Source organism: Frondihabitans australicus (genome assembly GCF_003634555.1).
GTDB classification, from domain to species: domain Bacteria; phylum Actinomycetota; class Actinomycetes; order Actinomycetales; family Microbacteriaceae; genus Frondihabitans; species Frondihabitans australicus.
In genome coordinates this window covers 1178070-1199287 of sequence record NZ_RBKS01000001.1, presented here as the reverse complement: position 1 = coordinate 1199287, position 21218 = coordinate 1178070, and the positions used below count along the sequence as shown (strand labels likewise).

Annotated in this window: 22 protein-coding genes and 1 other RNA gene; 8 read left to right on the top strand and 15 right to left on the bottom strand. The window is 71.8% G+C overall.

All coding sequences use genetic code 11. The features are described 5' to 3' along the window. Window positions 1-27 precede the first annotated feature (27 nt). The 6 genes from C8E83_RS05515 to C8E83_RS05490 form a co-directional block, all read right to left on the bottom strand. Window positions 28-669 carry a hypothetical protein gene (locus C8E83_RS05515; RefSeq protein WP_121368800.1) on the bottom strand — a complete coding sequence of 214 codons (642 nt, stop codon included), beginning with the start codon at window positions 667-669 and terminating at the stop codon, window positions 28-30. A gap of 58 nt (window positions 670-727) precedes the next feature. Further along, complete coding sequence (locus C8E83_RS05510) at window positions 728-910, bottom strand: SPOR domain-containing protein (protein WP_121368799.1); 183 nt, start codon at window positions 908-910, stop codon at window positions 728-730. Window positions 911-973: 63 nt separating this feature from the next. Further along, window positions 974-1864: an RICIN domain-containing protein gene (locus C8E83_RS05505; protein WP_121368798.1), complete on the bottom strand. Its 891-nt coding sequence runs from the start codon at window positions 1862-1864 to the stop codon at window positions 974-976. Between the two features lie 73 nt (window positions 1865-1937). Continuing rightward, window positions 1938-2699, bottom strand: coding sequence for a polyphosphate--glucose phosphotransferase (ppgK, locus tag C8E83_RS05500; protein WP_121368797.1), 762 nt, complete (start codon window positions 2697-2699; stop codon window positions 1938-1940). A gap of 33 nt (window positions 2700-2732) precedes the next feature. After that, window positions 2733-3596 (bottom strand): type I methionyl aminopeptidase, encoded by an 864-nt coding sequence (gene map, locus C8E83_RS05495; RefSeq protein WP_121371758.1) that lies wholly within the window; start codon window positions 3594-3596, stop codon window positions 2733-2735. A gap of 17 nt (window positions 3597-3613) precedes the next feature. Next, a complete protein-coding gene (locus tag C8E83_RS05490; protein ID WP_121368796.1) occupies window positions 3614-4228 on the bottom strand; it encodes a TetR/AcrR family transcriptional regulator in 615 nt (204 codons plus the stop codon). A 61-nt stretch (window positions 4229-4289) separates the two neighbouring features. On the opposite strand from C8E83_RS05490, the gene C8E83_RS05485 reads away from it, so the two are divergent. Beyond that, window positions 4290-5744, top strand: a complete 1455-nt coding sequence (locus C8E83_RS05485; RefSeq protein ID WP_121368795.1) for an MFS transporter — start codon at window positions 4290-4292, stop codon at window positions 5742-5744. A gap of 5 nt (window positions 5745-5749) precedes the next feature. On the opposite strand, the gene rnpB is transcribed toward C8E83_RS05485, so the two are convergent. The 4 genes from rnpB to C8E83_RS05465 all read right to left on the bottom strand — a co-directional run bounded on the left by rnpB (window position 5750) and on the right by C8E83_RS05465 (window position 8702). Continuing rightward, window positions 5750-6124: RNase P RNA component class A (gene rnpB / locus C8E83_RS05480), an RNA gene on the bottom strand. 46 nt (window positions 6125-6170) lie between these two features. After that, entirely contained in the window at window positions 6171-6911 is a 741-nt protein-coding gene (locus C8E83_RS05475; RefSeq protein WP_245981436.1) for a zinc ribbon domain-containing protein, read from the bottom strand. Between the two features lie 39 nt (window positions 6912-6950). Further along, window positions 6951-7775: a Nif3-like dinuclear metal center hexameric protein gene (locus tag C8E83_RS05470; RefSeq protein WP_121368794.1), complete on the bottom strand. Its 825-nt coding sequence runs from the start codon at window positions 7773-7775 to the stop codon at window positions 6951-6953. Window positions 7776-7859: 84 nt separating this feature from the next. Further along, window positions 7860-8702: a hypothetical protein gene (locus tag C8E83_RS05465; RefSeq protein ID WP_121368793.1), complete on the bottom strand. Its 843-nt coding sequence runs from the start codon at window positions 8700-8702 to the stop codon at window positions 7860-7862. Window positions 8703-8885: 183 nt separating this feature from the next. On the opposite strand from C8E83_RS05465, the gene C8E83_RS05460 reads away from it, so the two are divergent. Further along, a complete protein-coding gene (locus tag C8E83_RS05460) occupies window positions 8886-10412 on the top strand; it encodes a GH25 family lysozyme (protein WP_211331667.1) in 1527 nt (508 codons plus the stop codon). Window positions 10413-10458: 46 nt separating this feature from the next. Here C8E83_RS05460 and C8E83_RS05455 read toward each other — a convergent pair whose 3' ends face one another. Continuing rightward, window positions 10459-11562: an NADH:flavin oxidoreductase/NADH oxidase gene (locus C8E83_RS05455; protein ID WP_281270798.1), complete on the bottom strand. Its 1104-nt coding sequence runs from the start codon at window positions 11560-11562 to the stop codon at window positions 10459-10461. Between the two features lie 271 nt (window positions 11563-11833). Further along, window positions 11834-13594, bottom strand: coding sequence for an adenylyl cyclase (locus C8E83_RS05450; RefSeq protein WP_245981888.1), 1761 nt, complete (start codon window positions 13592-13594; stop codon window positions 11834-11836). 326 nt (window positions 13595-13920) lie between these two features. On the opposite strand from C8E83_RS05450, the gene C8E83_RS05445 reads away from it, so the two are divergent. From C8E83_RS05445 to C8E83_RS05420, 6 genes are all read left to right on the top strand, one after another. Then, window positions 13921-14172, top strand: a complete 252-nt coding sequence (locus C8E83_RS05445; protein WP_121368791.1) for a hypothetical protein — start codon at window positions 13921-13923, stop codon at window positions 14170-14172. Between the two features lie 25 nt (window positions 14173-14197). Next, window positions 14198-17266, top strand: coding sequence for an ABC transporter permease family protein (locus C8E83_RS05440; RefSeq protein WP_121368790.1), 3069 nt, complete (start codon window positions 14198-14200; stop codon window positions 17264-17266). Further along, window positions 17263-17967: an ABC transporter ATP-binding protein gene (locus tag C8E83_RS05435; protein ID WP_121368789.1), complete on the top strand. Its 705-nt coding sequence runs from the start codon at window positions 17263-17265 to the stop codon at window positions 17965-17967. Before C8E83_RS05440 ends, C8E83_RS05435 begins: the two co-directional genes overlap by 4 nt. Continuing rightward, window positions 17964-18575, top strand: a complete 612-nt coding sequence (locus C8E83_RS05430) for an ABC transporter ATP-binding protein (RefSeq protein ID WP_121368788.1) — start codon at window positions 17964-17966, stop codon at window positions 18573-18575. Before C8E83_RS05435 ends, C8E83_RS05430 begins: the two co-directional genes overlap by 4 nt. 142 nt (window positions 18576-18717) lie before the next feature. Continuing rightward, window positions 18718-19083, top strand: coding sequence for a hypothetical protein (locus tag C8E83_RS05425; RefSeq protein ID WP_121368787.1), 366 nt, complete (start codon window positions 18718-18720; stop codon window positions 19081-19083). 27 nt (window positions 19084-19110) lie between these two features. Next, a complete protein-coding gene (locus C8E83_RS05420; protein ID WP_245981434.1) occupies window positions 19111-19689 on the top strand; it encodes a DapH/DapD/GlmU-related protein in 579 nt (192 codons plus the stop codon). A gap of 143 nt (window positions 19690-19832) precedes the next feature. Here the strand turns inward: C8E83_RS05420 and C8E83_RS05415 are convergent, their stop codons facing one another. From C8E83_RS05415 to C8E83_RS05405, 3 genes are all read right to left on the bottom strand, one after another. Continuing rightward, window positions 19833-20261: a hypothetical protein gene (locus tag C8E83_RS05415; RefSeq protein WP_121368786.1), complete on the bottom strand. Its 429-nt coding sequence runs from the start codon at window positions 20259-20261 to the stop codon at window positions 19833-19835. A gap of 188 nt (window positions 20262-20449) precedes the next feature. After that, window positions 20450-20971 (bottom strand): hypothetical protein, encoded by a 522-nt coding sequence (locus tag C8E83_RS05410; RefSeq protein WP_121368785.1) that lies wholly within the window; start codon window positions 20969-20971, stop codon window positions 20450-20452. Then, complete coding sequence (locus C8E83_RS05405; RefSeq protein WP_121368784.1) at window positions 20968-21216, bottom strand: DUF4287 domain-containing protein; 249 nt, start codon at window positions 21214-21216, stop codon at window positions 20968-20970. The genes C8E83_RS05410 and C8E83_RS05405 overlap by 4 nt, the downstream gene beginning before the upstream one ends. Window positions 21217-21218 lie beyond the last annotated feature (2 nt).

Sequence of the window (21218 nt, the reverse complement as noted above, 5' to 3'; positions counted from 1 at the left end):
GACGGGCACAGCTCGGCCGTCCGGGCTCTAGCTCGTCGACGAGGTGTAGCCCGACATCACGACCCTGCCGTCGGCGACGGTGAAGCTCGCCTTCTGCAGGAGGCTCCCGTCTGCGGCCGGCTGGTTCGCGCCCGGCCCCGTCCACGAGACGACGGCTGAGCCTCCGGTCACCGAGACGCTCTGAGTGACCGCCGACTCGGCCTTCGTCGGCGTTCCGAGCGAGTAGCTGCCCTCGAGCTTCAACGAGCCATCGTCGACGGCGTACAGCACGATGACGTCGGGCCACGGGACTCCCCCCGCGTTGCACGTGATCGACGCGGCCACGGCCTCGCCGTCGACGCCCGTGATCGAGCCCTCGGCGAAGTACGGCCCCTCACCCGTGTCGGCGATCGACGACAGCTTCACGTAGCCCGTCGACTCGGCCTGGCCGGGCAGTGTTCCGCCCTGCAGAGTGCCGGCGGGGTGCTGGCAGAGCGCGGGCACAGGAGCCGACTCCAGGGCCGACTGCACATCGAGCGTCGCCGACGGGCTGGGCGTCTGCGTCACTGTGACGGTGGTCGTGGGCTGGGCTGTGGTGGCGCCGGCGGTGCAGCCGGCGAGAGTGGTGGCGAGGAGCAGTGCGGCTGCTCCTGCGCCCAGGGTGTGCCGGTGCTTTTCGTGCGTGTGCATGTCGTCGTTCCCCCTTCGACGAGGCCCCTGCCGGGGTCGGTGCTGTCGGCCGGTGCGGTCAGTCGTTGGCGGCTTCCTCGGCCGCCCACTTCTCGCTGTTCGCCTTGATCTGCTCGAGCGCGTGCTCGGCCTCCTGGCGCGTGGCGTAGGGACCGGCGCGGTCGACGGCGGGCGAGAGCTTGCCCTGCTCGACCTGGTGGGTCTTCGTGTTGAACCAGAACTGGTCGTCGTCGTCAGCCATGCTTCGACCCTAGTCGCGCGATGGCAGCCCCGACCGCCGTGCACCTGACTCGGCGCGGGGCCGTCACGTCACGCGACGCCGGCGGACGACGACTGCGAGCGTGAGAGCGGCGAGCGAGAGGAGCGCCGTCGTCGCGACTGCCGGATGGACGACGGGGACGGGCGCGATCATCACCGTGAGGGGTGCCGTCTGGGTGTCGTCGCCCATCGTCTGCGTGGCCATGAGGTCGTTCTCGCCGTCGGTCAGGCCGGGCACGTTCGCCGACCACGACCCGTCGTCGGCCACCGTCGTGGTGATCGGATCGCCGGGGCCGGTGATCGTGATGGTTGCGCCCGGCTCGCCGGTGCCGCCGACCATCGCGGCCATCGACTCGCCGTCGATCGACATGACCTGGGCGGTCAGTGCAGCGGGTGGCGACGGGACCGGCGTTAGCTTCGACGAGTCGATCGTGACGGCGTTCTGGTTCGGCCCGCCGGTGGAGACGAAGTTGAGCATGTAGTCGAGCACCATGGAGCCCGTGCCCTCGACGCGGATGTAGCCCGTCGGCATGATCTGGAAGGTCTGGTGCGCGTTGCCGGTGGCGGTGCCGCATGGGGTCAGCTTGCCCGCTGTCGACCCTGTATCGTACGACGACGTCAGGCAGAGATCGGGCCGAGACACCGGTCTGATGGGGCCGCTCGTACCCGGAGCGGGAAACGTGAACTCGGCGACAGGCCGAGTCGGCGGACCGCTCTGCGAGCTCGCCAGGATGGCCATGGCCGTGGCGGTCGGATTGGGGCCGTAGGAGAACCACGTGGTCGGCACGCCCGTGTAGACGTACTTGCCGATGAACGCGCCCTGGACGAGACCCGTGGAGGCCTTCTCGCTCGATGCCGCCACGGCGGTTGTCGCAGAACCCACGAGTGAGGCGAGCGTCAGGACCGCCACGGCGACGATGACGACGAATCGGCTCACGGCACGACCTCTCGACCAAGCCGGAACCCGGCAACTGACTAAGAATATTCAGTATACCAGATGTCGGCCGGGGCTAGAAGTCGGGGTGGGACTCCGAAGCCAGGGCCGCGGCACCGAGGATGCCGGCGTTGTTGCGGAGCTTCGCGGGCACGATCTCGGCGCGGAGGTCGAGGAGCGGCAGGAACTCCTCGTACTGCTTCGAGACGCCGCCGCCGACGATGATCAGCCGCGGGTAGAGCAGCGCCTCGAGGTGCGAGTAGTACTTCTGCAGGCGCTTCGCCCAGTGCTTCCAGGAGAGCTCGTCGCGCTCCTTGGCGGCGAACGACGCCTTCGACTCGTAGTCCTTGCCGTCGATCTCGAGGTGACCGAGCTCGGCGTTGACGATCAGCACCCCGTCGTTGATGAGCGCGGTGCCGATGCCGGTGCCGAGCGTGGTCATGATGACCAGCCCGTGCACGCCCTTGGCCGCGCCGTAGCGTGCCTCGGCGTAACCGGCGGCGTCGGCGTCGTTGACAAAGTGGATCGACGTGCCGAGCGTCTTCTCGAACAGCTTCTCGGCCTCGAAGCCGATCCACTTCTTCGACACGTTCGCGGCCGACAGGGTCTTGCCGTCCATGATCGCGGCGGGGAAGTCGATGCCGACGGGCAGGCCCTTCGCCTGCTCCCCCAGCTCTTCGACGACCTGCTTCGTGACCTCGGCGATGGCCTCGGGCTCGCCGCCCTTCGGCGTCGGCTGCTTGACGCGCTCGGTGATGAGCTCGCCCGACTCGACGTCGACGACGGCGCCCTTGATTCCGGTCCCGCCGATGTCGATGCCGACTGCGTGCGTTGCCATGGTGATGCTCTCTCTCGAAGGGGGTTGAGGGGTCTAGTAGCTCGTGAGGACCTGCGCGCCGCGCTCGGTCACGACGAGGGTGTGCTCGAACTGGGCCGTGAGCGACCGGTCGCGTGTCGTGACGGTCCAGTCGTCGGCCCAGACGTCGGACTCGGTGCCGCCGAGGGTGAGCATCGGCTCGATCGTGAAGACCATGCCGACCTCCATGACGTCGTCGTACTGCGGGGCGTCGTAGTGCGGGATGATCAGCCCGGAGTGGAAGACGCGCCCCACGCCGTGCCCGGTGTAGTCGCGGACGACTCCGTAGCCGAATCGGTTCGCGTACATCTCGATCGCGCGGCCGATGACGTTGACCTGTCGACCCGGGGCGACGGCCTTGATGCCGCGCTCGAGGGCGAGTCGGGTGCGCTCGACGAGGTCGCGTGCCTCCTGCGAGGCCTCGCCCACCACGAAGGTGCGGTTGGTGTCGCCGTGCATGCCGTTCTTGTAGGCGGTGATGTCGACGTTGACGATGTCGCCGTCGACGAGCACGGTGTCGTCGGGGATGCCGTGGCAGATGACCTCGTTGACCGAGGTGCAGGTCGACTTCGGGAACCCGCGGTAGCCGAGCGTCGACGGGTAGGCGCCGTGCTCGACGAGGTACTCGTGGCCGATGCGGTCGAGCTCGTCGGTGGTGACGCCCGGGCGGATGGCCTCGCCGACCGCGCTGATGGCGTCGGCGGCGATGCGGCCCGACTCGGCGATGAGGGCGATCTCGGCCTCGTCGTACACGTCGCCCTGCGAGTACGGCGTGGGTGCCGCCTTGCCCACGTACTCGGGACGGGCGATCGACGCGGGGACCGGTCGCTGCGGCGAGATCCGGCCCGGGGTCAGATGACCGTGGGAGTCGCGGGGCATGTTCTCGAGCTTAGTCGTCATGCCCCGTCGGCGAGTCCGTGACGGAGTGCGTCGAAGAGCCGCGAGAGCCGGAGCCGGTGGTCGGCCGCCACATCCGACGACGGCTCTCCGTCGAGGAGGCGCGACGCGTTCTCGACGAAGAGCGTCGCGTACCCCGCCACCACCAGGGCGGCCACGAGACGGGCGTCGCCGTCGAATGCCGGGTCGGCCACGAGCTCGTCGCGGAGCGCGACCTCGAGCTCGCCGCGGATGGCTCGGGCTCGGGCCTGGAGTGCGGCGGAAGCCGCCACCGTCCTCAGGAAGCCGAGTGACCGCTCCTGGTAGCCGGTGAGGGCGTTCCCGTCGTCGATGAGCGCGAGCGCCGCCGCTTCGAGCGAGTCGACGACCGCCGAACCAGGCTCACGATCGGCCACGGCCCGGTGGAGGAGGTCGAGCACGTCGCCCGCGCGGTCGAGGAAGAGGTCTTCCTTGCGCGGGAAGTGGTTGAACACGGTGACGCTCGACACGCCGGCCTCGCGGGCCACCTGCGCGACCGTGACCGCGTCGTAGCCGTTCTCCATGAACAGGCGGTTGGCGACCTCGAGGATCCGCGCGCGGGTCCGGGGCCCGCCGCGCTCGCTCGTTCTGGGCATTCCGGCTCGCTTTCGGCAGCACTCTCTTGTGCAACTACATTTAGTCAATTAATCTAGTCGCATGTCCACGAACCAGACCCCCACCATTCTTCCGCCTGCGGTGGCTCCCGCGCGGCTGCGCGACTCGTGGGTCGCCCTCGCCGGCCTCGCCGCCGTCTTCCTCTTCGAGATGCTCGACAACTCGATCCTCACCGTCGCCCTTCCGACGATCGGCCGCGACCTGCACGCCTCCACGACCGCGCTCCAGTGGGTCACCGGCGCCTACTCCGTCGTCTTCGGCGGGCTGATGCTCGCCCTCGGCGCCCTGGCCGACCGTCTCGGCCGTCGCCGGGTGATGCTCGTCGGACTCGTGCTGCTCGGTCTCTCCAGCCTCGCGACGGCGTTCGTGCAGACGCCCGCGGAGCTCATCGGCGTCCGAGTCGCGATGGGCGTGGCCGCCGCGATGACGACCCCGGGCTCGATGGCCCTCGCCTTCCGGCTCTTCACCGGCGACGACCTCCGCGTCCGCGCCATCACGCTCATCTCCACCGTCGGTCTCGTGGGCCTCGCCATCGGCCCGACGGTGGGCGGCTTCGTCCTGGCGGTCGCGCCGTGGCAGGTGCTCCTGCTCGTCAACGTGCCGATCGCCGCCCTCGCCTTCATCGGCGTGCGGGGCGGCATCGCGCGCGACGACGCCTCCGAGCTCCACCGTGTGCCGGTCGATCTCGTGGGGGCGATGCTCGGCACGGCCACGATCGTGCTCGCCCTGGTGAGTCCCACCCTCTTCGTCGATCTAGGCGCAGGATCCTGGGAGCCCTGGGTCGCAGCCGGGGCCGCCGCCGTCGCGGGTGGCCTGTTCGTCATCCGACAGCGCCGTGCCGCGCACCCGCTGCTCGACCTGAAGCTCGTGGCGCTCCCCCTCGTCTCCTCGGGCCTCGCCTACAAGGCGGCCACGGGCCTCGCGACCGCGGGTCTCGGCTACCTCGTCACGCTGCAGCTGCAGCTCGACTGGGGCTGGACGCCCGGCTTCGCGTCGCTCGGCATGCTGCCGCAGGTGATCGTCCTCGTGCTCGGCGGGCCGCTGACGAACCGCTTCGTGGCCCGGGTCGGGCTCGGTCGTGCGGCGTGGTCGAGCTCGGCGGTCGTGGTGCTCGGGCTTGCCGTGTTCACGATCCTGGGCCAGCGGGGCTACGTGTTCGTGGCCCTCGCGCTCGTCCTCATGGCCGCGGGCATGCGCGTCAACGGCGTCGTCGCGGGCACGAACGTGCTGAAGGGACTCCCCGAGAACCGCACCTCGATCGGCGCCGCTCTCGTCGACACGGCATCCGAGGTGACGAGCGCCACGGGCATCGCGGTGACGGGCACGATCCTGGCCGCGGTGTTCGCCGGGAGCATCGCCACCGCTCACTGGTCGGTCGCTCAGCACGCGCAGTTCGGAGACGCCGTCACGCTCGCGGGCACCGTGCTCACCGTGGCCGCGGCGGCCTTGGTCGGCTGGGCCATCGTGCAGGCGCGCGGCGCGGCCGTTGCTCACTAGGGGGGCGAATGGGCCGGCTGCTACGCCGGGTTCTGTCTTGCCGTGCGAGCACGGCATGGACGGCCATCTATCTCGGCGGTACGTTGCCGCACCGCTCTAGCGGTCTACCCGGGAACTCGGCGAGCCGCCTCGACGTTCCCTGTCTGACCTTGCTCCGGGCGAGGTTTACCTAGCCGGCCGGTCACCCGGGCCGCTGGTGGTCTCTTACACCGCCGTTTCACCCTTACCGGCCCTCCGAGGAGGGCCGGCGGTCTGCTTTCTGTTGCACTGTCTCGCGGGTTGCCCCGGGTGGGTGTTACCCACCGCCCTGCTCTGTGGAGCCCGGACGTTCCTCGGCGCGTCGGGCGGACCCGACGCGACGCGACCGTCTTGCCGACCCATTCGCGGAAGCCAGTCTAGGGGGTCGGCCGCGGGGCGCCGAGTGGGCTAGAGGCCCGACTCGTCGGTGCGGACCAGCACGGCCTGGCTGTCGGGGCAGAGCAGGACGTCGTCGGGAGCGGCGGCACGGACGGCGGCGAGGTCGCTGCCGGTGAGCTCGACGCCCGAGGCGCTGGAGACACGGGCTCGCAGGTGCGAGGCGCCGACGCCGTAGCGCTCGCGCTGGCGCTCGTAGAGGGCCAGGAGCTCGGCGGGCACCTTGGCCGCGATCGTCTCGCGGTTCGCCGTCGCCTGCTTCCTCTCGGAGTCGATGCCGCCGAGCGCGTCGTCGCGGACCGCGAGCGTGTTCTCTCGAGTCGCCTGCATCTCGTCGAGCTCGGCGCGCGTTGCCGCCACGACCGCGGTGTGCTGCTCCACGCGCTCCATGACCTCGAGCTCGGCGTCCTCGAGGTCGCTCCGGCGGTTCGCGAGCGACGCGAGCTCCTGCTCGAGGGCCTGGATGTCCTTCTGCGACGACGTGGCCTGGAGCCGGTCGCGGTCGCGCTTCTCGCGCGCCTCGACCATGGCGACATCGGACTCGATGCGAGACAGCTCGCGCTGGGCGTCCTCGGCGGTGCCCTCCTCGGCGGTGAGGCGGGCACGCAGCTCGGCGGTCTGCTTCTCGATCGCCTCGAGGGCGGCGTTCTCGGGCAGCCGGCGAGCTCGGTGCGCGAGCTGCTGCAGCGAGGTGTCGAGCTGCTGGAGGTCGAGGAGGAGCGCCTGGTCGGCGGGGCTGGCTTTCAGAGGCATGTGCGTCTCATTCGGTCGTGGTGCGGAAGGGGCGGGTCGTCATCGGACGACGGCGAAGTCCCAGGGATCGGTGCGGAGGTCGCTGATCGTGACCTCGACGTCGGGCAGAGCCCGGCGCAGCTGCGCGGCGGCGGTGTCGAGCCAGAGCCACTCGCTCGCCCAGTGCGAGATGTCGACGAGGGCCGGCCCGCGACCCAGGAACATCAGCTCGCGTGCGTCGGAGGCCGGGTGGTGGCGCAGGTCGCTCGTGATGTAGACGTCCGACGAGAGCACGAGCGGGTTGTCGAGCAGCGAGTCGCCCGCCCCACCGCACAGGGCGACGGATTCGACGACCGCGTCGTGAGCCCCGGCCACGCGGACTCCCCCGGCGGTCGGCGGCAGGATGTCGGTGAGCGCCCGGGCGAGCGCCATGAGCGTCATCGGCGTCTCCAGCCGCCCGGCGATGCCGAGGCCGGTGTCGCCCGACGGGTCGGTCGAGCTCGGTTCGAGGGGCTGCTGCTCGACGAGGCCGAGCTGCGCGGCGAGCACGCGCGACGTGCCCGTGGTCACGACGTCGGCGTTCGTGTGGGCGGCGAGCAGCGCTGTTCCGCCCGCGATGAGGCGCTGGATCACGGCGCCCTTCGTGGTGTCGCCGGCCACGGTCGTCACGCCGCGGAAGAGCAGCGGGTGGTGCACGAGCAGCAGGTCTGCGTCCATCGCCACGGCCTCGTCGACGGTCTCGAGCACGGCGTCGACCGCGAGGTGGATGTGCGTCACCTCGGACCCGGGATCGCCCACGGCGAGCCCCGGGGAGTCCCACGGCTCGGCACCGCGTAGCGGCCACAGATCGTGGACGACGGAGCGGACGGATTCGAGACTCGGCACGGCTTCAGCCTAGCCGGAGCACCCAAGGGGCATCGTCGGGGGGCGATGCGTCGGGGTCGCCGCGGTGACGCGTGAAAGTCGGTGTCAGCCGGCCTGGCCGCGGCGCAGGAGGACGCGCACGGCGAGGACCACGAGCCACGCCGCCCCGAGCAGACCGACGGCGGCGAGGCTGAGCGTGAGGGCCCCGACCGGGAGGAGGAGGGCACTCGCCACCCCGACGACGACGGCGACGACAGCCAGTGTGGTGAGTGCGACGATCGCGATCCTGCCGCCCGAGACCGCGGGGCGAGTCGCGTTCCGCAATCGAGCGGCACTGGGGACGGTGTCGTCTTCGATCTCGAGGAGGCGCTCGTCGGCCTCGCGGGCGCGCTGGACGTGAGGATTCTCGCCCGTGTCGGGCACCGCGGTGACGGTGACGACCGGCTCGGGTGACTTGACGAGGCGCTCGGGAACCAGGCGGGAGCTCTGCGGCACGGCGTCGGCGGTGACGATCGTGGGAGCGGTCTGGACGGGGATCACGCCGGTGAAGTGGAGCCTCGTGCGCTCGAGCTCGCCGAGCGCCTCGTCGGTGCCGATGAGGCGCATCTGCTCCTCCCACACGGCGAACCGGGCGGCCTCCTCGGCGCGGAGCTGCATCTGGGCCTGGAGGATGCCGATGAGGTCGATGGTCGCGGTGTCGGTGGTGTGCCGGCCCACGAGCGGGACGAGGTCGTCGTCGTCCAGGGAGCCACGGACGGGCGGCTCGGGGAACGCGCCGGACTCGGCAGCGTGAGCGTCGGCGGTGCCCGTGTCGGCGGAGCCGGTCTCGACAGACTCGGTCTCGACCGACTCGGCGTCAGCCCTCGATCGACGGATCGGGTGATCGGAAGCCTCCATATAGGCCTTCACCGCCTCCGTCGTCGGTCGCGTGCTGAGCGTGTCGGTCATGGCGGAAGTGTAACGAGTGAAATGTTGGAGACCGGTGAGGAACGCCCCCGGCGTGTCGTCTTTGGCCCGGGTTATGCTTCGACCATCGAGTACAACCAGGGTCGCGTCGACGCGGTCCGGATTCCGGGGGGAACAATGTCGCATCGGCCGACTCTGGCGCAGCGCACATCGCTGCGCACGATCATGATCCGAGCGAGCGTCGCTATCGCGGCCGCTGCTCTCACGGCGACCGGCGTGGTCGCAGGGTCCGGAGCCGCGGTCGCGAGCACCGCGACCTGCTACCAGTCGACTCCGACCTCGACCGCGGCCGTCAAGGGCTTCGACATCTTCGAGGGCACGGGCGCGTCACCCGACTTCTCCGGAGCCCGTGCCAAGGGCGCCTGCTTCGTCTACATCAAGGCGTCGGGCGGCGTGAAGGTCACGAACGCGAACTTCGACTCGCAGTGGCAGGGCGCACGCGCGGCCGGGCTGCTCACCGGCACCTATCACCTCGCCGCGCCGAACACCGGCACCGGGGCACAGCAGGCCGCCTGGTTCCTCGGTCACGACGGGCAGTGGTCGGCGGACGGTCGCACGCTCCCGCCGGCCCTCGACCTCGAGGTGAACGACCAGCAGACCGGCGTCAACGCGTGCTACAACATGACGCCGTCGGCCCTCGTCGCCTGGATCCAGCAGTTCTCGGGCGCGGTTCGGGTCGCGACGACGCGCACGCCGATCATCTACACGAGCAAGTCGTTCTGGGCCGACTGCATGAACAACACCAACGCGTTCATGTCGCACGCGCTGTGGGTGACGTCCCCCGGGACGTCGACACCCGCCCTCCCGGCGAACTTCGCGTCGTACTCGTTCTGGCAGACGTCGCTCAACACGAACGGTACCGACCCGTTCCCCGGCGACCAGGACACCTTCCACGGCACTCTCGCCCAGCTCGAGGCGCTGACGAACCCGTCGGCAGCCCACGACTACACCGGCGACGGCGTCCCCGACATCCTGTCGCTGTCGGCGGGCGGCACGCTGCACTCGAACACCGGCGCCGGCAACGGCACCCTCACGGGTGAGGAGACCTCGACCGGGCGCGCCGTCGACGGCCGCTGGCGCATCATCCCGGCCGGCGACCTCGACGGCGACGGCGTGGCAGACGTCCTCGCGATCGACCCCTCGGGGAACGTCGTGATCTACTACGGCAAGGCCGGGGGCGGCCTCGGCACGAACGGCGGCATCATCGCGAAGGGCTGGAACGCGTTCCCGATCGTCGCGGCCGTCGGCGACTTCACGGGCGACGGGCTCCCCGACTTCGTCGTGACGACGAAGTCCGGGCAGCTCTGGCTCGTTCCCTTCACCAAGTACCGCCAGTTCGGCCCTCACACGGTGCTCAGCACGAACTTCACCGGCTTCACGGCCATCGCTGGCGGTGGCGACTACAACGGCGACGGCTACAACGACCTGATCGCGCGCACTGCCGCCGGCCAGCTCTGGATCGTCCCGCACACCGCGAAGGGCCTCGGAACGCACATCGTCGGCCCGTCGGGCCTGGCCTCGGCCACGCAGGTCTTCTCGGTCGGCGACTTCGACGGCGACGGGCGCCCCGACGTCCTGACGCGCACCGGCGGCGTCGTGTCGCTGTACGCCGGCGACGGCGCAGGCCACTTCGCGGCGCCCGTGACGGTGAGCGGGCCGGCCGAGCTGGGCACCACGACGTTCGTCGGGTAGACGGTCGCCGGGCTCCTGCGACCGGGGCGACTCGGAGCGCAGGGGCTCAGGCGGCCGGCGACCGGAACCTCGCGCGGTGGTACGGCTGGGGGTAGTAGTCGATGTCAACTCCCAGCTCGTGCGCCGCGCGGAGACCGAAGTGCGGGTCGCGCAGGAACTCCCGACCGACGAACGCCACGTCGGCCTGGCCCGACTCGACGATCTCGGCGGCCTGAGCGGGCGTCAGGATCAGCCCCACCGCGCCCGTGGTCGCGTCGGCCGCGGCCTTGAGCCGGTCGGCGAACTGCACCTGGTAGCCCGGGAACACGGGGATCGTCGCGTCGGGGACGAGACCCCCGGTCGAGACGTCGAAGAAGTCGACGCCGCGCTCCTGCGCCCACGCGGTGACCAGCGCGGTCTCCTCCTCGTTCCAGCCGCCCTCGACCCAGTCGGTGGCGGAGACACGGGCGAGCAGGGGCATCGACTCCCCCACCGTCTCGCGGATGGCCGTGACGATCTCGAGGAAGAATCGTGCGCGGTTCTCCAGCGAGCCGCCGTACTCGTCGCGGCGCCGGTTGCTGATCGGCGAGAGGAACTGGTGGATCAGGAAGCCGTGCGCGGCATGGATCTCGACGAAGTCGAAGCCGGCCTCCTGGGCCCGCCGCGCGGCGTCGGCGAATGCGCGGACCATCGCGCGGACCTCGTCGCCGGTCAGCTCGTGCGGCACGTCGAGCCCCTGGTAGGCGACGGCGCTGGGGCCGACGGTGGTCCAGCCGCCCATCGACGTGGGCAGGGTGCCGATCTGGGGCTCCCACGAGCGGGGCTGGGAGGCCTTGCGGCCGGCGTGGCCGAGCTGGATGCCGATCCTGGTGCCGTACTCCTTCGCGAACCGGCTGATGCGTGCCCAGGAGTCGCGCTGTGCGTCGTTCCACAGTCCCACGTCGTGCGGCGACGCGCGGCCCGCGGGCTCGACGCTGGTGGCCTCGGCGATGACGGCGCCCGCCCCGCCCGTCGCGATCGCGCCCAGGTGCACGAAGTGGAAGTCGCTCGGCATGCCGTCGCGCGACTCGACCGTGAACATCGTCAGGGCCGGCACCCACAGACGGTTGCGGAACTCCATGCCGCGCAGCGTGATCGGCGAGAACAGGTGCGGGCGGGCGGACTCGGGCACGGCTACCTCCAGGGCTCGATCCGAGGCTAAGGGAGCGCAGGAGCAGGCCGAGTCTCCCCCGCGACCACCCTCTGCCCGCCCCACGACGCCGCCCGTCCACCGGGCCGCCGTGCCGGTCGCGGAATCGCCCGAGCGCCCCACCGCGTCGCCGTCCGCACCCGCGCAATCCCGCCGAAAACGAGGCCGCGCCGCCGGAGACCTCCGACGGCGCGACCGCGATTCACGGCTTCTTCTCAGTTTCGGTTCACGGGACGAGACCTCGCCGGGCCCGTCACGGGAACGAGACGACCGTGCTCGGCGTCCCGACGGCGGCCGAGGTCACCGGGTCGCCGGTGTCGTTGACCACGTGGTCGAGCGTCCCGTCGCCCAGCTCGACCGTGAGGAGGTCGTGCAGCTGCACTCCCGGCGTCACCGGCACCTCGAAGCCGCGGCTCGCGTGCAGCGTCGGGTCCACATCCGTGAAGATGTACGACCCTGCGCCCCAGAGCTGATGCGTCTTCACGGTCGGCGCCACCTTGTAGGCGGCCCAGCCGAGACTGCCGTCGTGCTGCCAGGCGGCCTGGTCGGGCGCGTCGTACGGCAGCTCGTTCTGGAAGAAGATCGTCTCGCCACCCTGCCCGTTCCAGATCACGTTGTACTTCTGGTAGTGCTCGACGAACAGTCCGGTGGCCGTGACGTCGTCGCCGTTCACGACGACGCCGGTGTCGGCGGTGTTGACCGTCCAGCCCACTCCTGTGCCGTGGTCGGCACGCCAGGCCCAGATGTCGTCCAGGATCACGTGACTGTCGTCGACCACCAGGCTCGTGGTCGCCTTGCCGACGTGCGGGCCGCCGACGCGGAAGAAGACGTCCTGGAGGGCGGTCGGGTCGCTCGCGCTCGACGCCCTCGGCAGGCGGGTGCCGAGGACCGTGCCGACCTGGAGCAGGGCGGGCGAGTTCTGGGCTCCTGCGTCGATCATGATCCCCGCGATGTCGATGCCGGGCACGTCGGCCGTGCGGATCGGCACGGCGCCGTGGTCGGCGGTCAGCGTCGCGAACCCCATGCCGAGCACGATGGTGTCGGGGCGGGTCACCAGGATGCTCTGGCTCACGTCGTAGACCCCGGGCGTGAGCAGGAGGTTCTTGCCGAAGGCCAGCTGCAGGTCGATCTTGAGGGTCGAGTCGCCCGGCTTCGCGACGACGAAGGCCGAGATCGGCAGCGACCTGCCGGGCGTCTCACCGGCGGCCCAGGTCGTGCCCGACGAGTTCGTGCGGGGCGAGGGCACGAACACGCGGTAGCGGCCCTGCGCGTCGACGTAGAGGTAGGGCTTCTCCCGGCTCGCAGGAGTCGCCGCGAGCGTCGTGTAGGTCGGATTCGGGTAGCTCTGGGCCGGTGCGCCCTGGACCCCTGAGAACACCTGGTTCCAGACGCCGTTCGACCAGGACCCGATCGTCGAGTCGCGCGTGTAGAACTGCTGCTGCGAGCCGTTGACGATGCTGCCGGCCTCCGAGTCGGCCATGAAGCCGCCCGAGGCGTACTGGGGCCCGGCCGTGCAGTAGTCCATGTACGAGAGTCCGCCGCCCGTGATGTTCACGCGGCGCAGCGGGGATGCCTGCGACACGGCCCAGAACTCGGTGCCGGCACGGCAGCCGTCGAGCCCAGTGACGTTCACGGTGAGGTTCGACATCGAGCGCCAGAAGTTGTCGAGCGCGGTGCAGTTGTCGGCCGTGAGGCAGCGGTTGTAGACGTCGACGTGGCCGTTGATCGTGACGTCTCTCGGCGATTGCCCCAGACCCGCGACCTCGGTGTAGTACCCCACCTGGAAGTCCAGCGGAGTCGCGGCCGACCCGTAGACGCCCGGCTTGAAGAGCAGCGAGTAGCGACCGGTGCCCATCTCGCTGTCGACCTGCTGCGCGGCGACCGCGTCGACCGTGGCCTGGATCGTCGCCTGCGGCATGCTCGGGTCGAACACGATGACGTTCGGGCCGAGGTCGGGAGTGCCCTGGGGGTTCCGCCAGGAGCGCAGGACGCCCTGCGCCTGCGCGGCGGTCATCGGCGAGGCGGACGAGGCCGACCCCGCAGCGTTGGTCGCAGCGGTCGCCGGTGCTGCGCCGGCGGAGGCGGCCTGCGCCGGGGCTGCGACACCGAAGGTCGCGAGCCCCGCGACCGCGAGAGCGACGAGGGCGGATCTCACCCTGGTCGTCGAGAAGGAGTGCATTGCGTGTGACCTGGTTTCTGCCGGCGCCGAACCCCGCGTCGTCGCGGGGCGGATCAACGCTGACCCCACCGGCGAGCGAGAGCCTATGCCTGTGAATCGCCTCTGGCCCATCGGTCGCGTCGCGCGCAGGCCGGTGCCGCCGGCGGCCGTACTCTGGGGTCATGGAAGACGACGACCGGGAGCCGCGAGTGCTCGCCTGGGTCCACCGGCACACCGACCTCCTCTGGGCGGTCATCGGCCTCGTCTTCCTGATCTACGGCATCAGCGCGTTCGTGCAGCTGCGGCAGGGCGTGGTCGGCGTCGACTACGCGAACGTCATCTCGAGCTTCGGCGGCGTCATCGCGGCTGTCGTGGCCTGGATCCTGGCCGTCCGGGGCGCACTGGAGCGCCGCCGGTCGGGCGACGACGAGTGAGCGCCACCTCGCGTCCGCGCCTCGGATGAGCCGCCGCGCGCGGTCGCTCGCCTGGCGCGGCCTCCTCTGGCGCCTCCCGCTCTCCGCCGCCGTGTTCGGCGCCGCCGTGCTCACCTTCGCCGGCGCCTCGCTCGGCCCCCTGTACGCGCGCGCCGCCTCCGAGTCGACCCTGCGCGACACCCTGACGCAGGAGCCGGCGAACGCCACCGGCCTCTCGCTCGAGGCCACCCGACGCGTCGACGGCCTCCCGAGCCAGGAGCTCACCCTGTCGCAGATCGACTCCTCCCTGAGGGCCGCGCCGAAGGCGTCGTCGCTGCCGGAGTTCGGGGGCGGGATCGACTCTCTCGTCCTCGCCAGCAAGGCGGGCGTCGACGGCTTCCTCGGCGTGAACACTCAGGAGGTCTGGCGTGCCGGCGCCTGCGCCCGGATGCACTTCACGGCGGGGCGGTGCCCGACGAAGCCGGGCGAGATCGCGGTCTCGGCGCGGACCGTCGCGCACACCTCCTACGGCTGGAAGCTCGGCGGCACGGTCTCGCTCGCATCGGGCGACGAGAGGGTCGTCGGCGTGTACGAGGCGAAGGACACCGCGGCGCCGTTCTGGTTCGGGCACGGCTACTTCGACGCCCAGGTCGACCTCACCGGCGTCGACACGGTCGACGCGGTGTTCGTCTCGCGGTCGACCTTCGAGGCCCTGCCGTCCGAGACCGTGGTGCACGGCTACCGCGACTATCCCCTCGTGGCCTCGCGAGTGCGCCTCGCGGGGGTCCCGGGCCTGCAGGAGCACGCGGCTCGCGTCCAGTCCCGCTTCGCCGACCACTCGCGCTTCACGGTCGTCACCGGGCTCTCGCGCGTCCTCGCCGACGCCGCCCGGCAGCGGCACCAGGTGGAGCTCGGCGCCGGCCTCGTCACCGCGCAGCTGACGGTGCTCGGCTGGCTCGTGCTGTTCCTCATGATGGCGGACGCTGTGGAGGCACGCGGCGCCGAGCTCGCCCTCGCGAAGCTCCGCGGTCTCTCGCCCTGGGCGCTCTGGCGCTTCGGCCTCGCCGAGCCCCTGCTCGTCCTGATCGCGGCCCTCCCGGTCGGGTTCGCCGTGGGCTATGCGGGCTCCGTCGTCTTCGCCTCTCGGGCGCTGCTGCCCGGAACCCCTGTTGCGGTGCCCGTCACCGCGCCGCTGGCCGCCCTGGCGGCGTTCGCCGGCGGCCTGGTGGCCGCCCTGGTCGCGGCACGGCAGGTGGTGCGACGCACCGTCATCGCTCAGTGGAGGCGCACGGCCGAGTCCCGCCCGGTTCCGCGCTGGCTCCTCGGTGCCGAGATCGCGCTCTCGGTCGTCGCCATCGGCCTTCTCGTCGTCCTGGTGCGACTGCCCTCGGCGTCGAGCCTGACGCTCCTCGCTCCGGGTCTGCTCGTCGTGGCGGTCTCGCTCCTCGGCAGCAGGCTGATCCCCCGGGCGGCCCGGCTGGCCGTCGCCCCGACGCGCGCCACTCGACGGATCGGCCTGTTCCTGGCCGCCCGGCAGGTCTCCCGTCGGCCGGCCGGCCTCCGTCTCGCGGCGCTCCTCGCCGTCGCTGTCGGGCTCTCGTGCTTCGGCGTCGCCGGCGAGTCCGTGGCGACGGCGAACCGCGCCTTCCGGGCCGATGCCGAGATCGGGGCGGACCGTGTCGCCACCGTCCAGATCGCGGGCGACGTCGATCCCGTCGACGCGGTCGACCGGGCGGACCCCGACGGCACCTGGGCGATGGCGGCCGCCACCTGGCTGCCGAACGGCGGGACCATCTCGGGCACGATCCTGGGCGTCGACGCCTCGCGGATCGCGGCTGTGGGCGCCGGGTCGCGCGGCGGCCCGACGCCGACGCAGCTCGCCGCCGACCTCCGTGCCGGGGCGGCTCCGGCGATCCGGTTCACGGGCACCTCGCTCGCCGTCTCGCTCTCGGCGTCGGCGATCGATCCTGCGGCCGCACCCCTTCTGCAGGTCAACCTTCGCTCGGCGACGGGCAAGGAGGTCGACGTCGAGTCGACGGCCATCGCGAACGGCACCTCGACCCACGGCGTCGCTGTGCCGTGCTCCGACGGCTGCGTGCTGCTCGGGCTCACCTGGGACCGCCGGATCGAGGTCACCGGTCGCATGAGCGGCACGATCACCGTCACAGGGCTCGCTGCCCGCGCGAGCGCGACCGCCTCACCCCGAACCCTCGACGCGCGGCTCGACGACGCGAGCGCCTGGCGGGCGGCCACCCCGCAGGGCCAGGCGACCGACCGCCTGCGTGCGACGAAGCTCGGGCTCACCGACCGCTACAGCAGCGACGAAGGGGGTTACGGCGGGGTGGCGTCGACGGCCGTCTCGGATCCTGCGCCCCTTGTCGCAGCTTCGCCTTCCATCGTTCCCGCGGCGAAGGCCGACCGGGTGCTCGTCGACGACTCCGGCGTCTCGCTGCCGATCACCCTGGTCGGCAGGAGCCCGGTCGTGCCGCGCGTGCTCGACTTCGGCGCCGTCGGAGACCTCACCGCCCTCCGCTCCGGACTGCCGTCGTTCGACACCGTGGCGACCTGGCAGGTGTGGCTCTCCCCGCGGGCTCCCGCAGACGCCCTGGCTCGCCTGAGGAAACAGGGCATCGAGGTGGAGAGCGTTCAGACCGCGGCGGCGAGGTCCGCGCTGTACGGTCGGCAGGCTCCTGCGCTCTCGATGCTGCTGCTGCTCGTCGCGTCGTTCGTCGGGGCGGTGCTCGCCGGTGGCGCCACGGCCGTGTCGATCGCGTCGTCGGCCCGGCGGAGGTCGTACGAGCTGGCGGCGCTGCGGGCGATTCGGGTGCCGACCGGCGCGCTCTTCCGATCGGCCGCGCTGGAGCAGGCGATGCTGCTCGGCGGCGCCGCCGTGCTGGGCCTGCCGACCGGCATCGTCGCGGCTCTCGTGGTGCTGCCGGTGCTGCCCGAGTTCACGACGTCGACGCCGGTCGTGCTCGACTTCGTGCCGCACGCGGCCCCGCTCGTCGTGTTCGCCGTCGGGTTCGCGGCGCTCGTGGCCGCGACCGCGCTGGTGGGGGCCGCGGTCGTGCTGAGCCATGCCCGCGCGTCGAGGCTCAGGGAGGGCGAGGAATGAGCGGCATCCCCGCACACAGCGGCGCCGAGGGCGTCGTCTGCACCGGCCTCCGCCACGAGTACGTCGTCGACGGGTCGCCGGTGGTCGCGCTCGACGACGTGTCGCTGCGCGTCGAGGCGGGTGCGACGGCGGCGATCATCGGCCCCTCGGGGTCGGGCAAGTCGACGCTGCTGACTCTCCTGGCCGGGCTGCAGCGGCCCACGGCGGGGAGCGTCTTCGTCGGCGAGACCGACCTCACCGCGCTCGACGAGCGCCGGCTCCTGCGCCTTCGCGCCACCCGGCTGGCGGTCGTGGCGCAGAACCCCTTCCGCAACCTGCTGCCCTACGGCACCTGCGTCGACAACCTGCTGTTCGCGCAGCGGGCTCCGCGGAGCCACGGGCGATCCGACCTCCCGGCGATCGAGCCGCTGCTGGACGAGATCGGGCTCTCGCGGGTCGCGGGCACGCGCTGCGACCGGCTGTCGGGCGGCGAGAGGCAGCGGCTGGCGCTGGCGGCGGCCCTGGCCACCGGTCCGAGCGTGCTGGTCACGGACGAGCCGACGAGTCAGCTCGACTCCGTCACCGGGGCCGCGGTCGCCGACCTGCTCGTGTCGACCGCGGTCTCGCGCGGGGTCACCGTGATCGCCGTCACGCACGACACGGCCCTCGCGTCGCGGATGGACACGCGCTTCCGGATCGCCGACGGGAGGCTGGTGCCGTGAGCGTTCTGCTTGCTTCCGGAATCCGCTACGTCCGCGATGGCCGGGCGATCCTCGACGACGTGTCGCTGTGGGCGCCTCCGGGGGCCGTCACGGCCGTGATCGGGCCGTCAGGATCCGGCAAGTCCAGCCTCCTGGCGATCCTCGCCGGCCTCGAGCAGCCCGACGCGGGCACCGTCACGAACCCGTTCGAGGCGTCGCGGACGGCCCTGATCCTGCAGGCCTACGGCCTCGTGAGTCTCCTCACCGCCAGCGAGAACGTCGAGATGGCGCTGCAGGCCGACGCGGGGCTGTCGCGGCGCAGGATCCGTCGGCGTGCGGCCGCGGCCCTGGCCGAGGTCGGCCTCGAGCCGGTCGCCGACCACCTCACCGAGGCGCTCTCCGGCGGTCAGCAGCAGCGCGTCGCGATAGCGCGGGCGCTCGTCGTCGCCCCTCGGCTGCTCATCGCGGACGAGTTCACCGCCGAGCTCGACCCCGTGTCGCGGGGCCGGGTCGACGGCATGGTCCGGGGGCTGGCGCGCGGCGGGGCGACCGTCGTCATCGCGACGCACGACCCGGCGATCGCGGCGGCGGCCGACCACGTGCTCGATCTCGGGGCGCCTTCGGCGTAGTCCCGGCCCGCCCCGCCACGCCGAGCGGCAGAATTCTGCTGATGTGGCACCGTGGCATCGGCATTCTCTTGCCACTCAGCGAACCCCGAAGGGGCGAATGCGGCCTCGACGCGTCGCGGCTGGTGCCCCGCGGCGGGCTGATGTGACCGGGCCCAAGGCGCCGGTGCCGACCGTCGACGAGGCCCGTGCGCTCCTGCGACGCATCGCGGGAGCGCTCGGGCCTGCCGAGCGCGCGATCGTCGCGGCGCAGGTCGAGTCGATCGTGTCGGTCAGCGGCACGGCCGAGTACCTCGACCTGCACCTCGAAGGCGATCCTCCACGCCTCGACTGGCCCGAAGCGCCCCTGCACGCCCGAGGCGACGCGGCCGACGCCGAGGGAGAACCGCTCGGCGGCTTCCTCGTCTGGATGAAAACCGGGCTCCTCGACTCCATCGAGTTCCACGTCTACACGGCCGACTCGTACACCTGGCCTCCCCTCGACGCGGTCGAGCCGCGCCTGCGCGACTGACGCCATGGCGGGCGGCAGGATGGGTGAGTGAAGCACGAAGAACGCCTCCCCATCCACGACCCCGAGCTCTGGGAGAGGGGCGAGAGCGTTCTCGGCGCCGACTTCCGCGCCATGAGCGCCCGCGTCCTCGAGGTGACGGCGCTCACGCACCGTCTCAACGCGCTGGCGTTCGACGACGAGGAGGGTCGTGCCGAGGTGCTGTCGGCGATCCTGGGCCGCCCGCTGCCGTCGCGGCTGACCGTGTACCCGCCGTTCTACACCGACCACGGCCTGAATCTGCGACTCGGCGAGCGGGTCTTCATCAACCAGGGCTGCACGTTTCTCGACTACGGCGGCATCACGCTCGGCGACGGGGTGATGGTGGGGCCCAAGGCGACGTTCATCACTATGGGGCACCCGGTCGACCCGGGCGAGCGGAGGCAGTTCCTCACCGGGGCGCCGATCGTGGTCGAGGAGAACGTGTGGATCGGTGCGGGCGCCATGATTCTGCCGGGCGTGACGATCGGGCGCGACTCCGTCGTGGCGGCCGGTGCGGTCGTCGCCGACGACGTTCCCGCGCAGGCCCTCGTCGCCGGGCCGAAGGCCGCGGTCGTGCGGCGCTGGTAGCGCTGCCGTCCGCTGCCGTCCTCGCCCCGCCCGCCTCATCCGTCCGCCGAGTGGCAGGAAACTGCTGATGCGGAGGGGCCCCGATCAGCAGATTCTTGCCACTCGCCGGACGCAGGGCCCGGCAGGCCGGGAGCGGGCCGGCGTCAGGCGAGGGCGTCGCCCCAGCCCACGTCGCCGTGCGCGAAGAGCACGCGGCGACCGTCCTCGCCACGCCAGACGTCGATCCACGAGGGCGTGCGCCCCCGGCCGAGGACTTCGGGCTCGGAGCCGGCGAGTCGCAGGATCTCGACGTCGCCCGGCGAAAGCCAGCTCATCCGGCACTCCGGCGAACCTCCGCACCCGCACCCCTCCCACGCGATCCGCACGCCGGCATCGGTCCGCAGGATCCGCACCGCGTCGCTCCCGGCGACCTCCTCGGCCACCACCGTGAGCACGACCCCCTGCGGGTCGTAGAGGTCGCCGTCCGGGCTGACGCCGCCGGCGTACCGGCGCCGCGGGTCGTCGCTCGGGTCGAGCGGGCGCGCCTCCACGTCGGCGACGATGTCGCGCATGCTCGGCCGCCTGCTCTTCATGCGACCACTCTCGCACGCGCCGGTTGGCACGGCGATCCCGGGCGACTGCACGCACTCCGGGCGATCTAGTCGGCCCGGCGTGCGTCAACTCGCCCGGACTCGAACGAGGAGTGCCGTTTCACGCACGGAGTGGCGTCACGAAGCCACTCCTTGCGTCACACGGCGCTCCTTGCGGGCCGGAGGCGACGTCAGCGCCGCCGGTACTCGGCCGGCGCCGCGCGGTGGGACGATCCGGTGCGGGCCGCACGCACGATGAAGAGCGCGACGGAGGCGACGAGCGCCAGGGCTCCTGGCACGAAGGCGGCGGTCATGAAGACGTCGAGCCAGCGCGGAGCGGGGTTCGGCAGCGTGCTCTCGCCGTAATTGAACGCGACATTCATCCCCTGCAGGACGGCGATTGTGCACGCGACCCAGATCGTGGCCGTCATGACGAGCGCCGCGGTCAGCCGGGGCGCGGCCGCCTTCTCGACGAACGCGCGCCAGGCGAGAGCGGCTCCGCCGACGACCGCGATGAGAGCCGGTGCCGCGGTCGCGACGACGAGGGCGCCCTTGCCGAAGGTCGCCGCACCGACGACGAGCGTCCCGAGCTCCACGACGAGAGCCCCCACCGTCGCCCAGACCAGCGCCCTGGCGAGGCGGCTCCGCCGAGGGAACCGCGCCCGCTCGGCGTCCTCGCGACCGGCGTTCCGCGGCAGGGCGGGCAGCGTCATGAGCCGGCAGTGCCCGACCCGGCGGCGCCCGTTGCACCGGCGGCCTGCCGCTGCTTCACGTAGCCGACGATCGCGTTGGCGTGCCCGTGGCCGAGCCCGTGCTCGGTCTTCAGCCACGACACGATCTCCATGTGCTTCGACACCGGCGCCGCCTCGACGAGGTCGAACCAGTGCTGCATGGGTTGGCCGTACTTCTTCTCGATCGACGGGAAGTACGAGGCCGGCCCGGTCACCTTCTCGGTCATGG